The sequence below is a fragment of the Azospirillum sp. RU38E genome, from assembly GCF_900188385.1.
Classification (GTDB): domain Bacteria; phylum Pseudomonadota; class Alphaproteobacteria; order Azospirillales; family Azospirillaceae; genus Niveispirillum.
Map to the genome: position 1 here is coordinate 35,879 of NZ_FZOI01000007.1, position 16,377 is coordinate 52,255.

A 16,377-nucleotide genomic window follows, 5' to 3' on the forward strand; every position below is an offset into this window, starting at 1 on the left:
ACGGTAAGTGGAGAAAGGGCGCTTCCCGGCAGGGGAGCGCCCTTTTTCTTTGCGCTTGCCGCATCGGCACGTCTGTGCCTATAAAAACGGGCGCGTCACTGGATGATCGCCGTAAGCGTTCAACGTCAATCAACGCACCAACAGCCCCGGAATGGCGGCTGACGGTGTGTTATGCCGTTGGACCCGCTTCTGGGGCCCTTTTCATGGTGCCTTCCATGTCTGATCTCAATGCCCGTTTCGCGTCACCCGGTCGTCAGGCCCGGCGCGCCGGTTTCCGCAAGCTGCCGGCATCGGCGGCCGCGTTTGTCATGCCGCTGATCCTGTCCATCCTGATGACCTGTGTGGTCTCGGCCGTCGCCACCCTACGCAATATCGGCCTGACCGAGGGGGTGGCCGGCCACTGGCTGCAGGCCTGGGGCCTGTCCTGGCTGATCGCCTTTCCCACCCTGCTGCTGGTGTTGCCACTGGTGCGGCGCATTGTCGGGATGCTGGTGCAAAGCCCGGCCCGGTGAGTCTTATCCGTACAGCAAAGAGGCGCTTCCTGGCCGGGAAGCGCCCTTTTTACCGGCTGTTCTACCGAGTTTCAGTCGCTGGCGCGTGGGCGCATGTACAGGTGCAGCAGGTAGAACCATAGCGGCAGAGCCAGAAACAACACCGTGAGATTGGCCGACAGCATCCACCAGGAGCGCCCCAACCCCAGCCCGGCCCCCAGCGCCAGACCGATACCCCCGGCAAAGAGGCTGATCGGGGCCAGCAGGAAGCTGAAGCCAAACAGGCTGATCATGCCCGGATCTTTTTCTGCAACGCTTGCCGACATGGTCCCCATTCCACCCTCCCGATTCGGAAAGTTGTATTTGTTTATGGTGGGCATCTTTCCGATCGTGGTCAAGCGGAATGCAAAAAGGGGCGCCCGCTTTTACGAGCACCCCCTGATCACCATGCAGCCGCGTTAAAAAGCTTTACGCGCTGGTCTTCACATGGCCGGCATCGCCGCCCTTGGCCACGCCGACAATGGCTTCGCGCAGCAGGCGGCCATGGATGGTGTAGCCCGCCTGCAGCACCTGCACCACCGTGCCGGGCGCCTTGTCGGTGCCTTCCATCTCCATCATGATCTGATGGAAATTCGGGTCGGCCGGCTGGCCCAGGGCTTCCATGCGGGCGATGCCGGCGCGGTCGAAGGCGGCCTCCAGCTGGCGCTCCGTCGCTTCCACCCCGGTCAGCAGGTTGCTGACGCCGGCATTTTCGGCGCGGGTTTCCGGCGACACGGCTTCCACGGCGCGGCGCAGATTGTCGGCCACGGCCAGCAGATCCTTGGCGAACTTGGCCACGGCGTATTTGGCGGTGTCCTCGCGCTCCCGCTCGGCCCGGCGGCGGATATTCTCCGCCTCCGCCAGGGAGCGCAGCAGCTGGTCCTTCAGTTGGGCGACCTCCGCCTCCAACGCGGCAACGCGGCCGGCATCGGCGGCGGGTGCGACCGCCTCGGCCTGTTCGGCACCGGTGGCGGTTTCGGTTTCGTTGGTGTTGGTCGTCTCACTCATCGCGGTTCCAAGCCTCGGGCTTTTTACGAAACGTCATCCGGCAGGCTGCCGGTGACAGAGGTTTAGGGGGGATTGACCCGCCTGTCGAGATGATAGGCGGGTTGGAGATGGTGTTTCACACGGGTCGATTGCAAGGGGGGCTTTGCGGGCATCCCCTATCCCATCAGCCGCCCGATCACCTTGGCGGTATAATCCACCATGGGAATGATGCGGGCATAATTGATGCGGGCGGGGCCAATCACGCCGATGGCCCCGACAATCTGTTCCTTGGTGTTCATATAGGGGCTGACGATCATGGAACAGCCGGCATGGCTGAACAGCTCGCTCTCCGCCCCGATGAAAATCTGCACCCCTTCGGCCTTGCCGGTGGCGTCCAGCATCCGCATCATCTGTTCGCGGGTTTCCAACGCCTCGAACAGGTTGCGGATGCGCTCCAGGTCCGACAGGGCCGTCACATCCTCCAGCAGCCGGGCCTGGCCGCGCACGATCAGGTAACCCTGGCTGTCGCGCGTGCCGGCCCAGGTGGCCAGTCCGGTTTCCACCACCTTGGCCGTCAGCGCGTCCAGCTGGCTTTTCTGATCTTCCATTTCTTTTTGAATGAAGGTGCGCGCCTCTGCCAGGGTGCGGCCGACCACGCGGGCATTCAGGTAATTGCTGGCCATCTGCAGGGCCGAGGGCGGCAGGCCCACGGCCACCTCCACCACCCGGTTTTCCACCAGCCCATCTTCGGTCACCAGCACCACCAGCGCGCGGCCGGGTGACAGGTTGATGAATTCGATATGTTTCAGCGGCCGGTCGGTCTTGGGCGCCAGCACCAGCCCGGCGCAGGAGGAAAGGCCTGACAGCAGGTTCGTCGCCTCCTCCAGCATTTCCGGCATGGACCGTCCGCCGGCCACACAGCGCGCCTCAATATCGGTGCGCTCCTTCTCCGACAGGGCGCCGATTTCCAGGATGCCATTGACGAACAGGCGCAGGCCCGCATCAGTGGGTACCCGGCCCGCCGAGGTATGCGGGGCCATCAGCAGGCCCAGATCCTCCAGGTCCGCCATGACATTGCGGATGGTGGCCGGCGACAGCGAGGTGGTCAGCCGGCGCGACAGGGTGCGGGAACCCACTGGTTCCCCCGTCTGGACATAGGCTTCCACGATTTCGCGGAACACCTCACGCGAGCGCTGGTTCAGTTCGCTGATCATGCCCTTCGCAGTTTATCTGCCACATGTACAAAGAAGGAGCTTAGGCGCAGGCGCGGCGCAAATCAACGGACGGTCATGCCCGGCAGGCAAGTGGACTTCGATAGGCTGGCGTTGGTATGAGGATACAGAGATTCAATCAGACCTGAAATGGACCATCCCCATGACCCGCCCCTCCGGCCGCCTTGCCGACCAGCTCCGCACCGTCAGCCTGGAAACCCACTTCTCCCGCCACGCCGAAGGGTCGTGTTTCGTGAAGTTCGGCGACACCCATGTGCTGTGCACGGCCAGCGTGGAAGAGAAGGTGCCGCCCTTCCTGCGCGGCAAGGGGGAAGGCTGGGTGACGGCGGAATATGGCATGTTGCCCCGGTCCACCCATACCCGCACCGACCGTGAGGCCGCCAAGGGCAAGCAGTCGGGCCGCACCCAGGAAATCCAGCGCCTGATCGGCCGTTCCTTGCGCGCCGTCACCGATGTGAAGGCGATGGGCGAGATACAGGTGAAGGTGGATTGCGATGTGATCCAGGCCGATGGCGGCACCCGCACGGCATCGATCACCGGCGCCTATGTCGCCCTGCATATGGCCTTTCAGCACCTGCAGCGCATCGGCGTGCTGAAGGAAATCCCGCTGATCGATCAGGTAGCCGCCATTTCCTGCGGCATCTATAACGGCGTGCCGGTGCTGGACCTGGATTACCCGGAAGACAGCAATGCCGGGGCCGACGCCAATTTCGTGCTGACCGGCCGTGGCGGCATCGTGGAAATCCAGGGCACGGCAGAGGACAAGCCGTTCCAGGAGGCCGAGTTCCTGACGCTGCTGTCGCTGGCCCGCAAGGGCATTGCCGAACTGACGGCGATGCAGCGGGCCGTGCTGGGGATGTGAGGGCAGGCACCGAGTGGCTCACTGGATAAGTGAATTATAAATTCATGCTCAAATAAAGAGTATTGTAAATGCGTATCGTTACCCTGTCTTCGGAATATAATGGTAAATCGACGAAGACAGGGGACGGTTTTTTAGATGTTGATAATATAATAGATGTATTAATGTGCCATGCGCCGGACGTTGTTGTTGCGGCTGGGTGTTCGATAAAAAACCAGAAGCATCTGAAAAAATTAGGGGATGCGCTTCAATATTTAAATTGGAATGGGATTATTTTTGTTGAGGTTAAAGATTTTTATAATCAAAAGTCTGATTTTAATCATTGCCTATTTGCTTGGGTCCGTGACTATGGTTGGAGAGAGTTGGGATCACAGTATTTTGCAACTATGAAGGATGCCGAATCAACTTTTAAAGGCGAAAATGATTTTGAAAAAAATCTCAAGCAGAGAGTTGTGGAGTTTCGTGGGCGACGCTTTGGTGCTTTGATATGTGGAGAAATTAACGCACTGAAAGGTCGCGCTAATGTTATAGCACAGACGGAAATGGTCGATAATTGGTTTGAAGAATTAGATGTCATTGTAAACCCAACTCACGACAGAATGCGTAATGATGGAACACTTAATGCCAAGAGGTCTTGGATTAGTAAAAATAAAAAAGTTTATGTATCTGCGTCAAATTGGAATGTTTTAAAAAATCAGCATCGTGAAGCATTTGGGATTCATACTATTTTTCATGATTGTACAAAAATAAATTTTAATCTTCCTGAAAAAAATTATGAAAAAATGGAGGTGCGTATTTTTGATTTGGATGATACTAAAATCTCATCATCCTGTGATGGGTGATTTCTGGTTTCGCTTAAAAATGAATCTTTTCTCGTTTTGATATGATCGTCACATAAATAACTGTGTCATCAGTCTTGGAGCTTCCCCCATGTCCGCCCCCCGTCAGTTCACCGGCGATACGCTGGTCATCGCCACCCATAACAAGGGCAAGGTGCCGGAGATCGCTGCCTTGCTGAAAGATTATGTGGCGAAGTTTCCGTCCGCCGGGGAACTGGGGCTGGCGGAGCCGGAGGAGACCGAGAGCACCTATATCGGCAATGCGGCCTTGAAGGCGCGGGCGGCCGCCATGGCGTCGGGCCTGCCGGCCCTGGCCGATGACAGCGGGGTGTCGGTGGCGGGGCTGGACGGGGCGCCGGGCATCTATTCTGCCCGCTGGGCTGGGCCGAGCAAGGATTTCACCCTGGCCATGGAAAGGGTGCAAAGGGAGTTGGAGGCCGTCACCGACCGCAAGGGCGACCGCGCCGCCTTCATCTGCGCCCTGGCCCTGGCCTGGCCCGATGGGCATGTGGAGGCGGTGGAGGGCCGGCTGGACGGCACCCTGACCTTCCCGCCACGGGGGGGACGCGGCTTCGGTTACGACCCCATCTTCATCCCCGATGGCTATTCCATCACCTGCGGGGAAATGGATCCGGCAGAGAAGCAGGCCATCAGCCACCGCGCCGATGCCTTCCAGAAGTTGAAGATTTTGTGTTTCGGCGCGAAATGACTCGCTAGCGAGAGTTTGTTCCTGTATTGTTCTGCATCGCATCGATACTGATGCGGAACATGGGGGGAACAGATGATCGGCTATGTAACGCTGGGCACCAATGATCTGGCGCGGGGCGCGCCTTTCTATGATGCCATCGCAGCGGAACTGGGCGTGGGCCGGATGATGGAGTTTCCCACCTGCATTGCCTGGGGCAAGCCCGATGGCGCTGCCGGTGTGGCCCTGATGAAGCCTTATGACGGCAATGCCGCCACAGTGGGCAATGGCGTGATGGTGGCGTTTGAGGCGAAGGACAAGGAGCAGGTCCACCGCCTGTATGATATCGCCATTGCCCATGGCGGCACCTGTGAAGGCCCGCCGGGCCCGCGTGGTGACAATTTCTATGCCGCCTATTTCCGCGATCTGGACGGCAATAAGCTGAATGCTTTCCTGATGACCGGGCCGCTGTAACCGTTTTGGTCTGGTGGTGGGGCGGTTCACCGCCCTGCCATGTCTGCCCATGGCTTGCCAGGGCGGGGACGCTCCGCCATATCCAGCGCTTCGCTTGGGACGGGGAATGATGTGATGGTGGCGCAGACGGGGCAGCTTCAGGGTGTGGACGCGGCGGGGGCCTTCCCTGATCCGGGTTTCGCGCTTTATGTGCATTGGCCCTTCTGTGCCAGCAAATGCCCCTATTGCGACTTCAATTCCCATGTGCGCGAAAGCGTGGATCATGAAAGCTGGGCCGAAGGGCTGGTGCGGGAACTGGACTATTTCGCCGACCTGACGCCGGGGCGGCGGCTGACCTCCGTTTTCTTTGGCGGGGGTACGCCATCGCTGATGCGGCCGGAAACGGTGGCCGCCATCCTGCGCCGGGCGGATGAGCGCTGGGGCCTGCCGGCCGGGACCGAGGTGACGCTGGAGGCAAACCCGACCAGTGTGGAGGCGGCGAAGTTCCGGGGCTTCCGCGCCGCTGGGGTCAACCGTGTCAGCCTGGGTATTCAGGCCTTGAACGAGGCGGACCTGAAGGCGCTGGGCCGGCGGCATTCGGCCGAGGATGCGCTGGCGGCCATCGCCCTGGCGCGTGACCTGTTCCCGCGCTACAGCTTTGATCTGATCTATGCCCGCCCCGGCCAGACAGTGGCGGCGTGGCGGGAGGAACTGCACCGGGCGCTGGACCATGCGGTCGGCCATCTCTCGCTCTATCAGCTGACCATTGAGGAGGGGACGCAGTTCCACACGTTGCACGCCCGCGGCGATCTGGTGCTGCCGGCGGAAGAGGTGCAGGGCGACCTCTACACCATGACGCAGGAGGTGCTGAATGCGGCCGGCCTGCCGGCCTATGAGGTTTCCAACCATGCGCGTCCGGGGCAGGAAAGCCGCCATAACCTGACCTATTGGCGCTATGGCGATTATGTCGGCATCGGGCCCGGTGCCCATGGCCGGTTGACGCTGGACGGGGAGAAGCGGGCCACCCGCACTCACCGCGCGCCGGAGGTGTGGCTGGAACGCACGCTTGCCACCGGCACCGGTGCCAAACCGTTCGAACCGGTGGCCGCACAGGACCGGTTGACGGAAATGCTGATGATGGGCCTGCGCCTGTCCGAAGGCGTGCCGCTGGCCCGCGTGGAGGTGGAAACCGGCAAGCCTTTGGCGGATTGGCTGGCCCCCGACGCCTTGCCCCGCCTGCAGCGGATCGGGATGCTGGAACAGCTGGGGCAGGGGGCCGGCGCCGTGCTGCGCGCCACCACCGACGGGCGGGAACGGCTTAACGCCGTGCTGGCGGCGCTGCTGGGATAATACTAAATCCGGCTGCGTCGCGCTCATCGCAACTTGGTATGAACCCCGTTGTGCGATGGCCGACTGAATGAAGCCAGCCCGTTCTGCCATTCGTCCCGCCATCGCGGCATGGCGGCAATATTGCTTCGTGCATTGACCATCCAGCTTTCCGAAAAGCATAAGGCAGGGGTATTTTGCCAGGATGGATGCCATGAGTGATGTGGGTGCGGTTGCGCAGGATTTGGGTTCGGCACGGCGGCTGATCATCAAGATCGGGTCGGCCCTGATGGTCGATGCCGCCACCCACCGTATCCGCCATGAATGGCTCGATTCGGTGGCCGATGATGTGGCTTCCCTGCGGGCACAGGGGGTGGAGGTGGTGATCGTCACCTCCGGTGCTGTTGCCTGCGGGCGCGAACATCTGGGGCTGGTGGGCCGCGCGCTGCGGCTGGAGGAAAAGCAGGCGGCCGCTGCCACGGGGCAGATCAGGCTGGCCCATGCCTATCAAGAAACGCTGGCCCGCCACGGCATTACCGTGGCTCAGGTGCTGCTGACCCTGGATGATACAGAGGATCGCCGCCGCCACCTGAATGGCCGCGCCACCATTGAAACCCTGCTGAAGCTGGGGGCCGTGCCGGTGATCAACGAGAATGACACGGTGGCCACGGCGGAAATCCGCTTCGGCGACAATGACCGGCTGGCCGCCCGCGTGGCGCAGATGATCAGCGCCGACACGCTGGTGCTTTTGTCGGATATTGACGGGCTCTACACGGCCGATCCGCGCAAGGATCCTGACGCCAAACATATCCCCCTGGTGCGGGAGATCACGCCGGAAATCATCGGCATGGCCGGCGAACCGCCGCCGGGCTACAGCAGCGGCGGCATGGTAACCAAGATTGTTGCTGGGCGAATCGCGCTGTCCGCCGGTTGCCGCATGGCCATTGCGATGGGCAAGCGGACGAACCCGCTGGCCGCCCTGTTGAAGCCGGTGGCGCAGGGCGGGGCGCTGGCCACGTGGTTCGTGCCGGGGGCGGAGCCGCGCACCGCCCGCAAGCGCTGGATCGCCGGATCGCTGAAGCCGCTGGGCACCTTGACCGTTGATGACGGGGCCGTTGGCGCGCTGCTGAAGGGCGGTTCGCTGCTGCCCGCTGGGGTGCGCGGGGTGACGGGGGATTTCGAACGCGGCGATCTGGTGCTGGTGCAGGGGCCCGATGGCCGTACCGTGGGGCGCGGGCTCTGCGCCTATGGCGCCGACGATGCGCGCGCCATTGCCGGAAGGCGCAGCGCAGAGATTGAGACCGTGCTGGGCTATCGCGGGCGGGATGAGATCATCCACCGTGACGATCTGGTGCTGGGATAAGTCCGGGAACAGCCTATAATCATAAGAATGACCACCGATCCCGGACCGATCATGACGGATAATGCCCCCACAGCCGCCCTGCTGATCATCGGCAATGAAATCCTGTCCGGCCGCACCCAGGATGCCAACCTGTCTTTCATCGCCAGATATCTGGGCGATCTGGGCATCCGGTTTCGGGAAGCGCGGGTGGTGCCGGATGTGGAGGCGGAGATTGTGGCGGCCATCAATGCCCTGCGCGCCCGCTACACCTATGTTTTCACCACCGGCGGCATCGGGCCGACGCATGATGACATCACCGCCGAATGCATCGCCAAGGCCTTCGGCGTGCCCCTGCTGCGCCACCCGGAGGCGGTGCGCCGGCTGGAGGCGCATTATGCCGGCACCGGCCTGCTGAATGAGGCGCGGTTGCGCATGGCCAATGTGCCGGAGGGGGGGATTCTGATCGACAACCCGGTCAGCACGGCACCGGGCTTCCAGATCGGCAATGTCTTCGTGATGGCCGGCGTGCCCAAGATCATGCAGGCCATGCTGACAGGCCTGCGCGACCGGCTGGTCGGTGGGCCGGTGGTTCGCACCAAATCGGTGATCAGCGCCATCCCCGAAGGCAGTTTTGCCGATGCACTGCGCGCCCTGCAGGAACAGGTGGGGGCAGGGGTGGATATCGGTTCTTATCCCAGCTTCGGCGGGGGCAAGATTTCCACCGCCCTGGTGTTGCGCGCCACCGACCCCGACCTGTTGGCCCATACTGCCGCTCAGGTGGCGGCCATGCTGCGGGGCTTGGGTGGGGAGCCGGTGATTGTTGATGGCTATGGGGAATGAGGGGCGGCTGAAAACTGTCCGCCGCCCCGCCAATCATCCTGCATAAACATTCGCTTGCCGCAGCCGCAGCCCCACCAGCTGGCCCGGCACCGGGGCGGTCTGGGTGCTGTCGCGGTCCAGTACGGCTTCCACCACCTGGCCGTTGAAATCCAGGTCCAGGCGCAGCTGTGGGCCTACCGGCTGTACCAGCCGGACCCGGGCCTGCAGGATATCCGGGCCGCCATCGGCCAGTTCGATATCGTGGGCGCGGATATAGGCGATGGCCTTGCCGCCCGCCGGGGCGGCGTTGACAATCGGCACGCGGGCATTGCCGATCAGGGCGGCCCCGCCCTCCACCTGGCAGTCCAGCCGCGTGCCGCCGCCCAGGAAGTCACAGACGAAGGCGGATGCCGGACGGTCATAGACCTCTGCCGGGGTGCCGACCTGCTCAATCCGACCCTTGTTCAGGATGGCGACGCGGTCGGCCAGTTCCAGCGCTTCTTCCTGGTCATGGGTGACGAAAACCGTCGTCACCCCCATGCCCTTATGAATGTCGCGCAGCCAGCGGCGCAGCTCCTTGCGCACCTTCGCATCCAGCGCGCCGAACGGCTCATCCAGCAGCAGTACACGCGGTTCGGTGGCCAGCGCGCGGGCCAGCGCCACGCGCTGGCGCTGGCCGCCGGATAGCTGGTTGGGATAACGCCCGGCCAGGGGGGCCAGCTGCACCAGTTCCAGCAGGTCCATCACCTTCTGCTTGATGGCGGCCTCAGCCAGTTTGGGCTTGCGCCGGGCCACCCGCAGGCCGAAGGCCACATTCTCGAACACGGTCATGTGGCGGAACAGGGCATAATGCTGGAAGACAAAGCCGACGCGCCGCGCGTGCGGTGCCGTCACCGTGGCTTCCTCGCCTTCGATCAGCAGGGTGCCCTCATCGGCGAAATCCAGCCCGCCGATCATGCGCAGCAAGGTGGTCTTGCCCGATCCGCTGGGGCCCAGCAGGGCCATCAGCTCCCCATTGGCAATATCCAGATCGATGCCGTCCACGGCGGCAAAACCACCGAAACGCTTGGTCAGGCTCTTGATTGAAATGCTCATGATGATGCGTTTCCGGTCAATGGCGGCGGGTGGTGGCGGCCAGTTCGGCGCCATGGCGCCATTCCAGCAGCGACTTGGCGAGCAAGGTCACCAGCGCCAGGATGGCCAGCATCGAGGCCACGGCGAAGGCGGCCACGAAATTATACTCGTTATAGAGAATCTCCACATGCAGGGGCATGGTGTTGGTCTCCCCCCTTATATGGCCGGAAACCACGCTGACGGCCCCGAATTCCCCCATGGCGCGGGCGTTGCACAGCAACACGCCATAGAGCAGACCCCAGCGGATGTTGGGCAGGGTGACGCGGCGGAAGGTCTGCCAGCCGGACGCCCCCAGGGTGATTGCCGCCTCTTCCTCATCACTTCCCTGCGCCTGCATCAGCGGGATCAGTTCGCGGGCCACGAAGGGGAAAGTGACGAACATGGTGGCCAGCACCAGCCCCGGCACGGCAAAGACGATCTGAATGCCATGGTCGCGCAGCCAGGGGCCGGCCAGCCCATGCGCGCCGAACAGCAGCACATAGACCAGACCGGAAATCACCGGGCTGACGGAGAAGGGCAGATCGATCAGGGTCAGCAGCAGCGATTTGCCGGGGAATTTATGCTTGGTGATGGCCCAGGCGGCGGCAATGCCGAACACCATGTTGGCGGGCACGGCGATGACAGCCACCAGCAAGGTCAGCTTGATAGCGGCAAAGGCATCGGGTTCTACCAAGGCTTCCCAATAGGTGGAAAGGCCACGGCGTAGCGCCTCAGTGAATACACCGGCCAGCGGCAGCAGGATGAAGAAGCCCAGGAAGCCCAGGGCCAGCAGCATCACCAGCGCCTTCACCCACAAGGGTTCGGCCAGGGCGGGACGGCCCGCCCGATTCTGTGTCACAGGTCCACTCATCTTACATCCCCGCCCAGCGACGGCTCCAGCGCTGGAGCAGGTTGATCACAAGCAGCATGATGAAGGAAATCAACAACATGGCCACACCAATGGCCGCCGCCCCGGCATAATCAAACTGTTCCAGCTTGATGACGATCAGCAGGGGCGTGATCTCCGACACCATCGGCATATTGCCGGCAATGAAAATGACCGAGCCATATTCGCCCACGGCCCGCGCCAGGGCCATGGCAAAGCCGGTCATCAAGGCCGGCATGATCACGGGGAAGATGACGCGGATGAAGGTTTCCAGCCGCGTTGCACCCAGGCAAGCGGCGGCCTCCTCCAACTCTGTATCCAGTTCTTCCAACACTGGCTGCACCGTGCGCACCACGAAGGGCAGGCCGATGAAGGTCAGCGCTACCACGATGCCCAGCGGCGTGAAGGCCACCTTGATGCCCAGCGGGTCCAGATATTGGCCGATCCAGCCATTGGGGGCATAGAGCGCCGTCAGCGCGATGCCGGCCACGGCGGTGGGCAGGGCGAAGGGCAGATCGACAATGGCATCCACCACCTTTTTGCCGGGAAATTCATAGCGCACCAGCATCCAGGCCACGGCCAGGCCGAACACGGCATTGATGGCAGCGGCAAAGAAGGCGGTGGTGAAGCTGAGCTTCAGCGCCGCCAGCACGCGCGGCTGCGTCACCGCCGCGACGAAGCCGGAAAAGCCCAGATCCATCGGCCGCAGGGCCAATGCTGCCAGTGGGATCAGCACGATGATGGTGAGATAGAAAAGGGTGATGCCCAGCGTCAGCCCGAAACCGGGAATGATCGACCGGTCCCGCCGGGGAAAGACGGAGAAGAAGGAACGTCCCGTCACTGGCCAAACCTTTCAAACGTCACGCTGGCACTTCCCTGTTCGTTGGGGCCAACTTTGTGGCTTTCGGCCCCGGTTGTAAAGGCGACACAGAAACGCCCGCCCCCGGTTGTTGGCCGGGGACGGGTTTGTTCAGGATGGGTCGCTGTTGCTTGCCAAGGCCCCGCTTACTGGCCGGGCTTGTAAATCTGGTCGAAGACGCCGCCATCGGCGAAATGGGTCTTCTGCGCCTGCTGCCAGCCGCCGAACTTGGTGATGTCGAACAGCGTCAGCGTGGGGAAACGGTCGGCATATTTCTGGGCCAGCTGCGGCAGGCGCGGCCGGTAATAATGCTTGGCGGCCAGTTCCTGGCCTTCCGGGGTGTAAAGATAGGTCAGATAGGCCTCAGCCACCTTGCGGGTGCCCTTGCGGTCGACATTCTTGTCCACCACGGCCACCGGCGGTTCCGCCAGGATGGAGACGGAGGGAACGACGATTTCCAGCTTGTCCGGCCCCAGTTCATTGATGGCCAGGAAGGCCTCATTCTCCCAGGCCAGCAGCACGTCACCAATACCGCGCTGCACGAAGGTGGTGGTGGCGCCGCGCGCCCCGGTATCCAGCACCGGCACATTCTTATAGAGCTTGGAGACGAAATCCTTGGCGGCATCCTGGCTGCCGCTGGCCTTGCCCTCGGCGTAGCCCCAGGCGGCCAGATAGTTCCAGCGCGCCCCGCCCGACGTCTTCGGGTTGGGGGTGATGACCTGGATGCCCGGCTTGATCAGATCATCCCAATCCTTGATGCCCTTGGGGTTGCCCTTGCGCACCAGGAAGACGATGGTCGAGGTATAGGGGGAGGAATTATAGGGCAGCTTGGCCTGCCATTCCTTGGACAGCAGATTGCCGTTTTCCACCAGTGCATCAATGTCATAGGCCAGCGCCAGGGTCACCACATCGGCATCCAGCCCATCAATGACCGAGCGCGCCTGCTTGCCCGACCCGCCATGGGAGGCCTTGATCTCCACCGCCTCGCCCGTCTGATCCTTCCAGTGCTTTGCAAAAGCGTCGTTGAATTCCTTGTAGAATTCACGGGTCGGATCATAGGAGACGTTCAGCAGCTGGCTGTTGCCCCAGACAGGGCTGACCGCCAGCGTTGCCAGGGCGGCAGTGGCGATGGCGACGCGCTTGAACCATTTCATGGTGGCCAGTTCCTTCGATTCCTTGGCCGGCGATGCCGGCGGGTGGCGGGCCCACGAAGGTTATTCGTGGCGCTTTAGCGTTTGGTGCGCGGCGCAAGCTGCCCGATCAAATTGCCGCGGCCGGTTGGTATTTCCTACCGGTGATATGGAGATTGTACCGAGCAAATTTTGCTGTCAATAAAAAATTTAAACACATAAAAAATGTTAAATGTGGGAATGACAGTTTTCCGCCCCGATGCCAGAGCGTGCCGCCGCTGCCATCGGCCAGCCAAAGCACATCCGTCATCGATACCCGGCGGTATGATGACACGAACTACGATGGGATGAGTGTGAAATATTGCCGCGATGGGGCGGTCAGCCGCCGCGCTGCCAGACCTTGCTGATCAGGAAATTCTTAGCCAGGAACTGATAGGTACGCTTCAGGCGGTTTTCGGTTTCGGCATCCCGTTCCGGATCATGACCGTTCCACATGTCGATCATCTCATCCCACAGCATCAGCAGGGTGTGCAGATCGTCGCGCATGTGGCGGATGAAGGTGACCTGGGCATCAAAGGTGCTGAGCATGGCCATCACCTCGGCGGTCTGGCCGTCCACCTGATTGAACAGATCGTCAAAATGCCCCAGCGGCTGTTTGGCCAGGGCGACCATGCGAGCAATGTCATTGGCCAGTTGCTGGTCGCTGCGGAAAATCCGCTTCGACTGGGCCAGCTTGACCATCATTTTCTGGATATGGCCGTAACGTTCGCGCAATGCCTCGATATAGGACATTTCGCGGGCCAGGTTATCCACCTTGTCGACGATTTCCTGCTTGCGCTCCTCAGGAATGCCGAACTGTTTGGCCAGCTTGCTGAAGGCTTCCTGCACGCGGACCTTGGTCTGGGGGTCTTCAACGATCTTTTCCAGCTCGTAAGGATCGTTGACCATCTCCTCCTTGCCGCTGATCCAGGAGACGAGCTGCAAAGTCAACCGGCCGCGGGCAATGGTCAGATGGCGTTCTTCCACCCGCCATGACGCGGTGCCATCCAGCAGTTCACGGGGGATGCTGTCGCCGGGCCGGATCTCTTTGACATATTTCAGCCCCTTCTCGACCACGCCCAACAGGCGCGCATCCTCGCTCCGGTCGTCGATATAGAAGGATTCGCGCAATGTGCGAAATGGGATCTTGCCCCAGACGTCGCCCAGATGCACAGCGAACACCGGCTCGCTATGTTCATGCAGGGAGAAATAGCCGCCGGGAAGGGAGAAGACCTTGCTTTGAAACAGGAAATGGGTACTGGTGCTCGGCTCCTCCCCAGCTCCCCCTGTTGCCCTTCCTGTGGCCGCCAATTCCCGTTCAGACACTGACCATTGCCGGATTTCCCCGGTCCCTACTGCTTGGCAACAATGGCACCATAGCAGAAGCAGCACCGGGTTCGCAGTAGTCCTTTATGTCCTTAAGGATGAACCGTCCCGATAGGGGGCAATATTCCTGGGTGCCAAGGAGAAACCCCAAGGCACAGCCTGTGGCCCCGGATCAGATGACTGCAATTATCATGGGGTGATGGATGGCGGCGGTCAGCCCCGCCTCAATCATTCATCATTTTGGCGCTCTTGATCGCGTCGCGGATCAGCACGCCTTTGCGCAGGATATTATCGACAATCCGGCCCTGCACCAGATCAATGCCGGCCTTTTCCGCAAACATCAGGCCCGAAACGCTGCCGCAGCGGGCCAGGATAAAGCGGCAATTGCTTTGCCCCCGGATCTTGTCGGCGAACACTTCATATTCATGGTCCGACATCGCTTCCATTTCGTCGGTCCAGAAGATTTTGGCATAGTCACAGGCCATATATTCCAGGTCCATATGGGTGACCCAGAAATCATTCAGCCCGTCGATACAGATCTGGTAGCCCTTGGCGGTGGCGAAATCCACCACCTCCTTATAGGTGTCGATATTCTCCACCAGATCGGCCTTGTTGATTTCCAGCACGACATTGCCGCGCAGGTCGGCCGTCAGCTTTTCGTCGAACTTCACGAAAGGCGCCGACATGATGGTGGAGAGATTGAGATTGAGGCCGATGCGGCGGCCGCGCAGGAAATCCACCCCGTAATTCAGGGCCTTCAGGACCGAATTGTCCAGATTGGCCGTGAAATAGCTGAACAGCCATTTATTGGCGGTGATGTCATATTGCGGCGACAGGCGCTCTTCCAGCGCCTTGATGGCGATATACAGCTCAAAATATTCGTAATGATTGCTGTCTGTGGCCTGGATATTCACCACCGGCTGGTTCAGCATGAAAGGTGAAAGATCGAACATCTGGACGGCGCGTTCGATCTTGCCCAGTTCCTCCAGCGTGATCGGCGGCTTGGTTTCCGTCTGCGCGGTGGCGGGGTCATTCTCCCGCGCCAGCCCTTCAATGAAGCGGATCACATTCACGAAGTTCAGCGACAACTCCATGATGGAGTAGAGGCTGTCCTCCCCATAAGGATTGCGCTTCATCATGCTGGTGCGCGAGAGCATCAGCTTTTCGATCTTCGAACAGACGTCGGAGATCAGGGAGAATTTGATGCCCTTGTACAGCACAATGACATCATCATTCGACAGGCTGAACACCTGCAGATAGGCCGACTGGTCGGCCGTTTCCTGCATCGCCCGTTTGATGGAGATGATGTCAAGCTGGCTCTTATCCTTCAGCAGCGACATGTGCAGATGGATCAGGCGCAGGCCTTGTACTTCCCGCTTGGCCGATTGCAGCAGGGTCAGCAGCTTCTGGTCATCATATTCGGGCCGGTCCGGCATCGCGTTCGCAGACGAACGCTCGCCAGGCTTTACCCTGACCCAGTCGCGTTTCGGTGCATTCGGCTGCCGATTCATAAAACCGCCTTACGCCCTTTTCAGGCCGCCCGCACCGGCCACCATGACCGGCACTTCCCTGTCGCCCCGGCATATCCGCGTATCATACGGTTAAATTGCCGTTAGCAGTGAACTATACAAAATTTTAGCTTTATCCAATACAACGAAATTCGATCTGCAATGCGATCATCGCAGATCGGCAACGGCGCGCAACCGATCTTCCGTATGGTTTATGATTGGATTTCTGGCCGTATATCGGCAGGGAGGGATGGCTGGGGCGCCAGGATTCGAACCTGGGAATGGCGGTACCAAAAACCGCTGCCTTACCGCTTGGCGACGCCCCAGCATCAGGGCCCGTTACCGGGCGGCGCGCACCATAGTCAAATTCATCTGCCGGTGCAACGGTATAGAAACAGATTTTTTGCGCCCTGTTCGCCAGGGTGCCGTTTCGCGGCCGTGGCC

17 protein-coding genes and 1 tRNA gene are annotated in these 16,377 nt (G+C 61.1%); 8 read left to right on the plus strand and 10 right to left on the minus strand.

Translation table 11 applies throughout. The features are described from left to right. The first annotated feature begins 215 nt into the window (after nucleotides 1-215). The gene (locus CHB97_RS13560; protein ID WP_089288524.1) at nucleotides 216-512 is read left to right on the plus strand and encodes a DUF2798 domain-containing protein; all 297 of its coding nucleotides are present in this window, start codon (nucleotides 216-218) and stop codon (nucleotides 510-512) included. A gap of 71 nt (nucleotides 513-583) precedes the next feature. On the opposite strand, the gene CHB97_RS13565 is transcribed toward CHB97_RS13560, so the two are convergent. The 3 genes from CHB97_RS13565 to hrcA all read right to left on the minus strand — a co-directional run bounded on the left by CHB97_RS13565 (nucleotide 584) and on the right by hrcA (nucleotide 2,731). Then, nucleotides 584-817: a hypothetical protein gene (locus tag CHB97_RS13565; protein ID WP_089367446.1), complete on the minus strand. Its 234-nt coding sequence runs from the start codon at nucleotides 815-817 to the stop codon at nucleotides 584-586. Between the two features lie 142 nt (nucleotides 818-959). Next, complete coding sequence (grpE, locus tag CHB97_RS13570; protein ID WP_089288526.1) at nucleotides 960-1,538, minus strand: nucleotide exchange factor GrpE; 579 nt, start codon at nucleotides 1,536-1,538, stop codon at nucleotides 960-962. Nucleotides 1,539-1,693: 155 nt separating this feature from the next. Further along, nucleotides 1,694-2,731 carry a heat-inducible transcriptional repressor HrcA gene (gene hrcA / locus CHB97_RS13575; RefSeq protein WP_089288527.1) on the minus strand — a complete coding sequence of 346 codons (1,038 nt, stop codon included), beginning with the start codon at nucleotides 2,729-2,731 and terminating at the stop codon, nucleotides 1,694-1,696. Nucleotides 2,732-2,891: 160 nt separating this feature from the next. Between hrcA and rph the strand changes: the two genes are divergently transcribed. From rph to CHB97_RS13605, 7 genes are all read left to right on the plus strand, one after another. Beyond that, entirely contained in the window at nucleotides 2,892-3,611 is a 720-nt protein-coding gene (gene rph, locus CHB97_RS13580) for a ribonuclease PH (protein ID WP_089288528.1), read from the plus strand. A 68-nt stretch (nucleotides 3,612-3,679) separates the two neighbouring features. Next, nucleotides 3,680-4,450, plus strand: coding sequence for a hypothetical protein (locus tag CHB97_RS25960; RefSeq protein ID WP_143270892.1), 771 nt, complete (start codon nucleotides 3,680-3,682; stop codon nucleotides 4,448-4,450). 88 nt (nucleotides 4,451-4,538) lie between these two features. Next, nucleotides 4,539-5,156 carry an RdgB/HAM1 family non-canonical purine NTP pyrophosphatase gene (rdgB, locus tag CHB97_RS13585; RefSeq protein WP_089288529.1) on the plus strand — a complete coding sequence of 206 codons (618 nt, stop codon included), beginning with the start codon at nucleotides 4,539-4,541 and terminating at the stop codon, nucleotides 5,154-5,156. A 72-nt stretch (nucleotides 5,157-5,228) separates the two neighbouring features. Next, a complete protein-coding gene (locus CHB97_RS13590) occupies nucleotides 5,229-5,606 on the plus strand; it encodes a VOC family protein (protein ID WP_089288530.1) in 378 nt (125 codons plus the stop codon). A gap of 114 nt (nucleotides 5,607-5,720) precedes the next feature. After that, nucleotides 5,721-6,935, plus strand: a complete 1,215-nt coding sequence (hemW, locus tag CHB97_RS13595; protein WP_089288531.1) for a radical SAM family heme chaperone HemW — start codon at nucleotides 5,721-5,723, stop codon at nucleotides 6,933-6,935. A gap of 190 nt (nucleotides 6,936-7,125) precedes the next feature. Continuing rightward, the gene (gene proB, locus CHB97_RS13600) at nucleotides 7,126-8,274 is read left to right on the plus strand and encodes a glutamate 5-kinase (protein ID WP_089288532.1); all 1,149 of its coding nucleotides are present in this window, start codon (nucleotides 7,126-7,128) and stop codon (nucleotides 8,272-8,274) included. Between the two features lie 27 nt (nucleotides 8,275-8,301). After that, complete coding sequence (locus CHB97_RS13605) at nucleotides 8,302-9,093, plus strand: molybdopterin-binding protein (protein WP_244559527.1); 792 nt, start codon at nucleotides 8,302-8,304, stop codon at nucleotides 9,091-9,093. Nucleotides 9,094-9,126: 33 nt separating this feature from the next. Here the strand turns inward: CHB97_RS13605 and CHB97_RS13610 are convergent, their stop codons facing one another. The 7 genes from CHB97_RS13610 to CHB97_RS13640 form a co-directional block, all read right to left on the minus strand. After that, the gene (locus CHB97_RS13610; RefSeq protein ID WP_089288662.1) at nucleotides 9,127-10,167 is read right to left on the minus strand and encodes a sulfate/molybdate ABC transporter ATP-binding protein; all 1,041 of its coding nucleotides are present in this window, start codon (nucleotides 10,165-10,167) and stop codon (nucleotides 9,127-9,129) included. A gap of 16 nt (nucleotides 10,168-10,183) precedes the next feature. Continuing rightward, nucleotides 10,184-11,056 (minus strand): sulfate ABC transporter permease subunit CysW, encoded by an 873-nt coding sequence (gene cysW, locus CHB97_RS13615; protein WP_089288533.1) that lies wholly within the window; start codon nucleotides 11,054-11,056, stop codon nucleotides 10,184-10,186. Between the two features lies 1 nt (nucleotide 11,057). After that, a complete protein-coding gene (cysT, locus tag CHB97_RS13620; RefSeq protein ID WP_089288534.1) occupies nucleotides 11,058-11,912 on the minus strand; it encodes a sulfate ABC transporter permease subunit CysT in 855 nt (284 codons plus the stop codon). A 164-nt stretch (nucleotides 11,913-12,076) separates the two neighbouring features. Continuing rightward, nucleotides 12,077-13,084 carry a sulfate ABC transporter substrate-binding protein gene (locus CHB97_RS13625; RefSeq protein WP_089288535.1) on the minus strand — a complete coding sequence of 336 codons (1,008 nt, stop codon included), beginning with the start codon at nucleotides 13,082-13,084 and terminating at the stop codon, nucleotides 12,077-12,079. Nucleotides 13,085-13,438: 354 nt separating this feature from the next. Further along, complete coding sequence (locus CHB97_RS13630) at nucleotides 13,439-14,425, minus strand: hypothetical protein (protein ID WP_143270894.1); 987 nt, start codon at nucleotides 14,423-14,425, stop codon at nucleotides 13,439-13,441. A gap of 224 nt (nucleotides 14,426-14,649) precedes the next feature. Beyond that, on the minus strand, nucleotides 14,650-15,861 hold the full coding sequence (locus tag CHB97_RS13635) for an EAL domain-containing protein (RefSeq protein WP_244559528.1): 1,212 nt from the start codon (nucleotides 15,859-15,861) through the stop codon (nucleotides 14,650-14,652). A gap of 323 nt (nucleotides 15,862-16,184) precedes the next feature. Continuing rightward, nucleotides 16,185-16,259, minus strand: a tRNA-Gln gene (locus CHB97_RS13640). Nucleotides 16,260-16,377 lie beyond the last annotated feature (118 nt).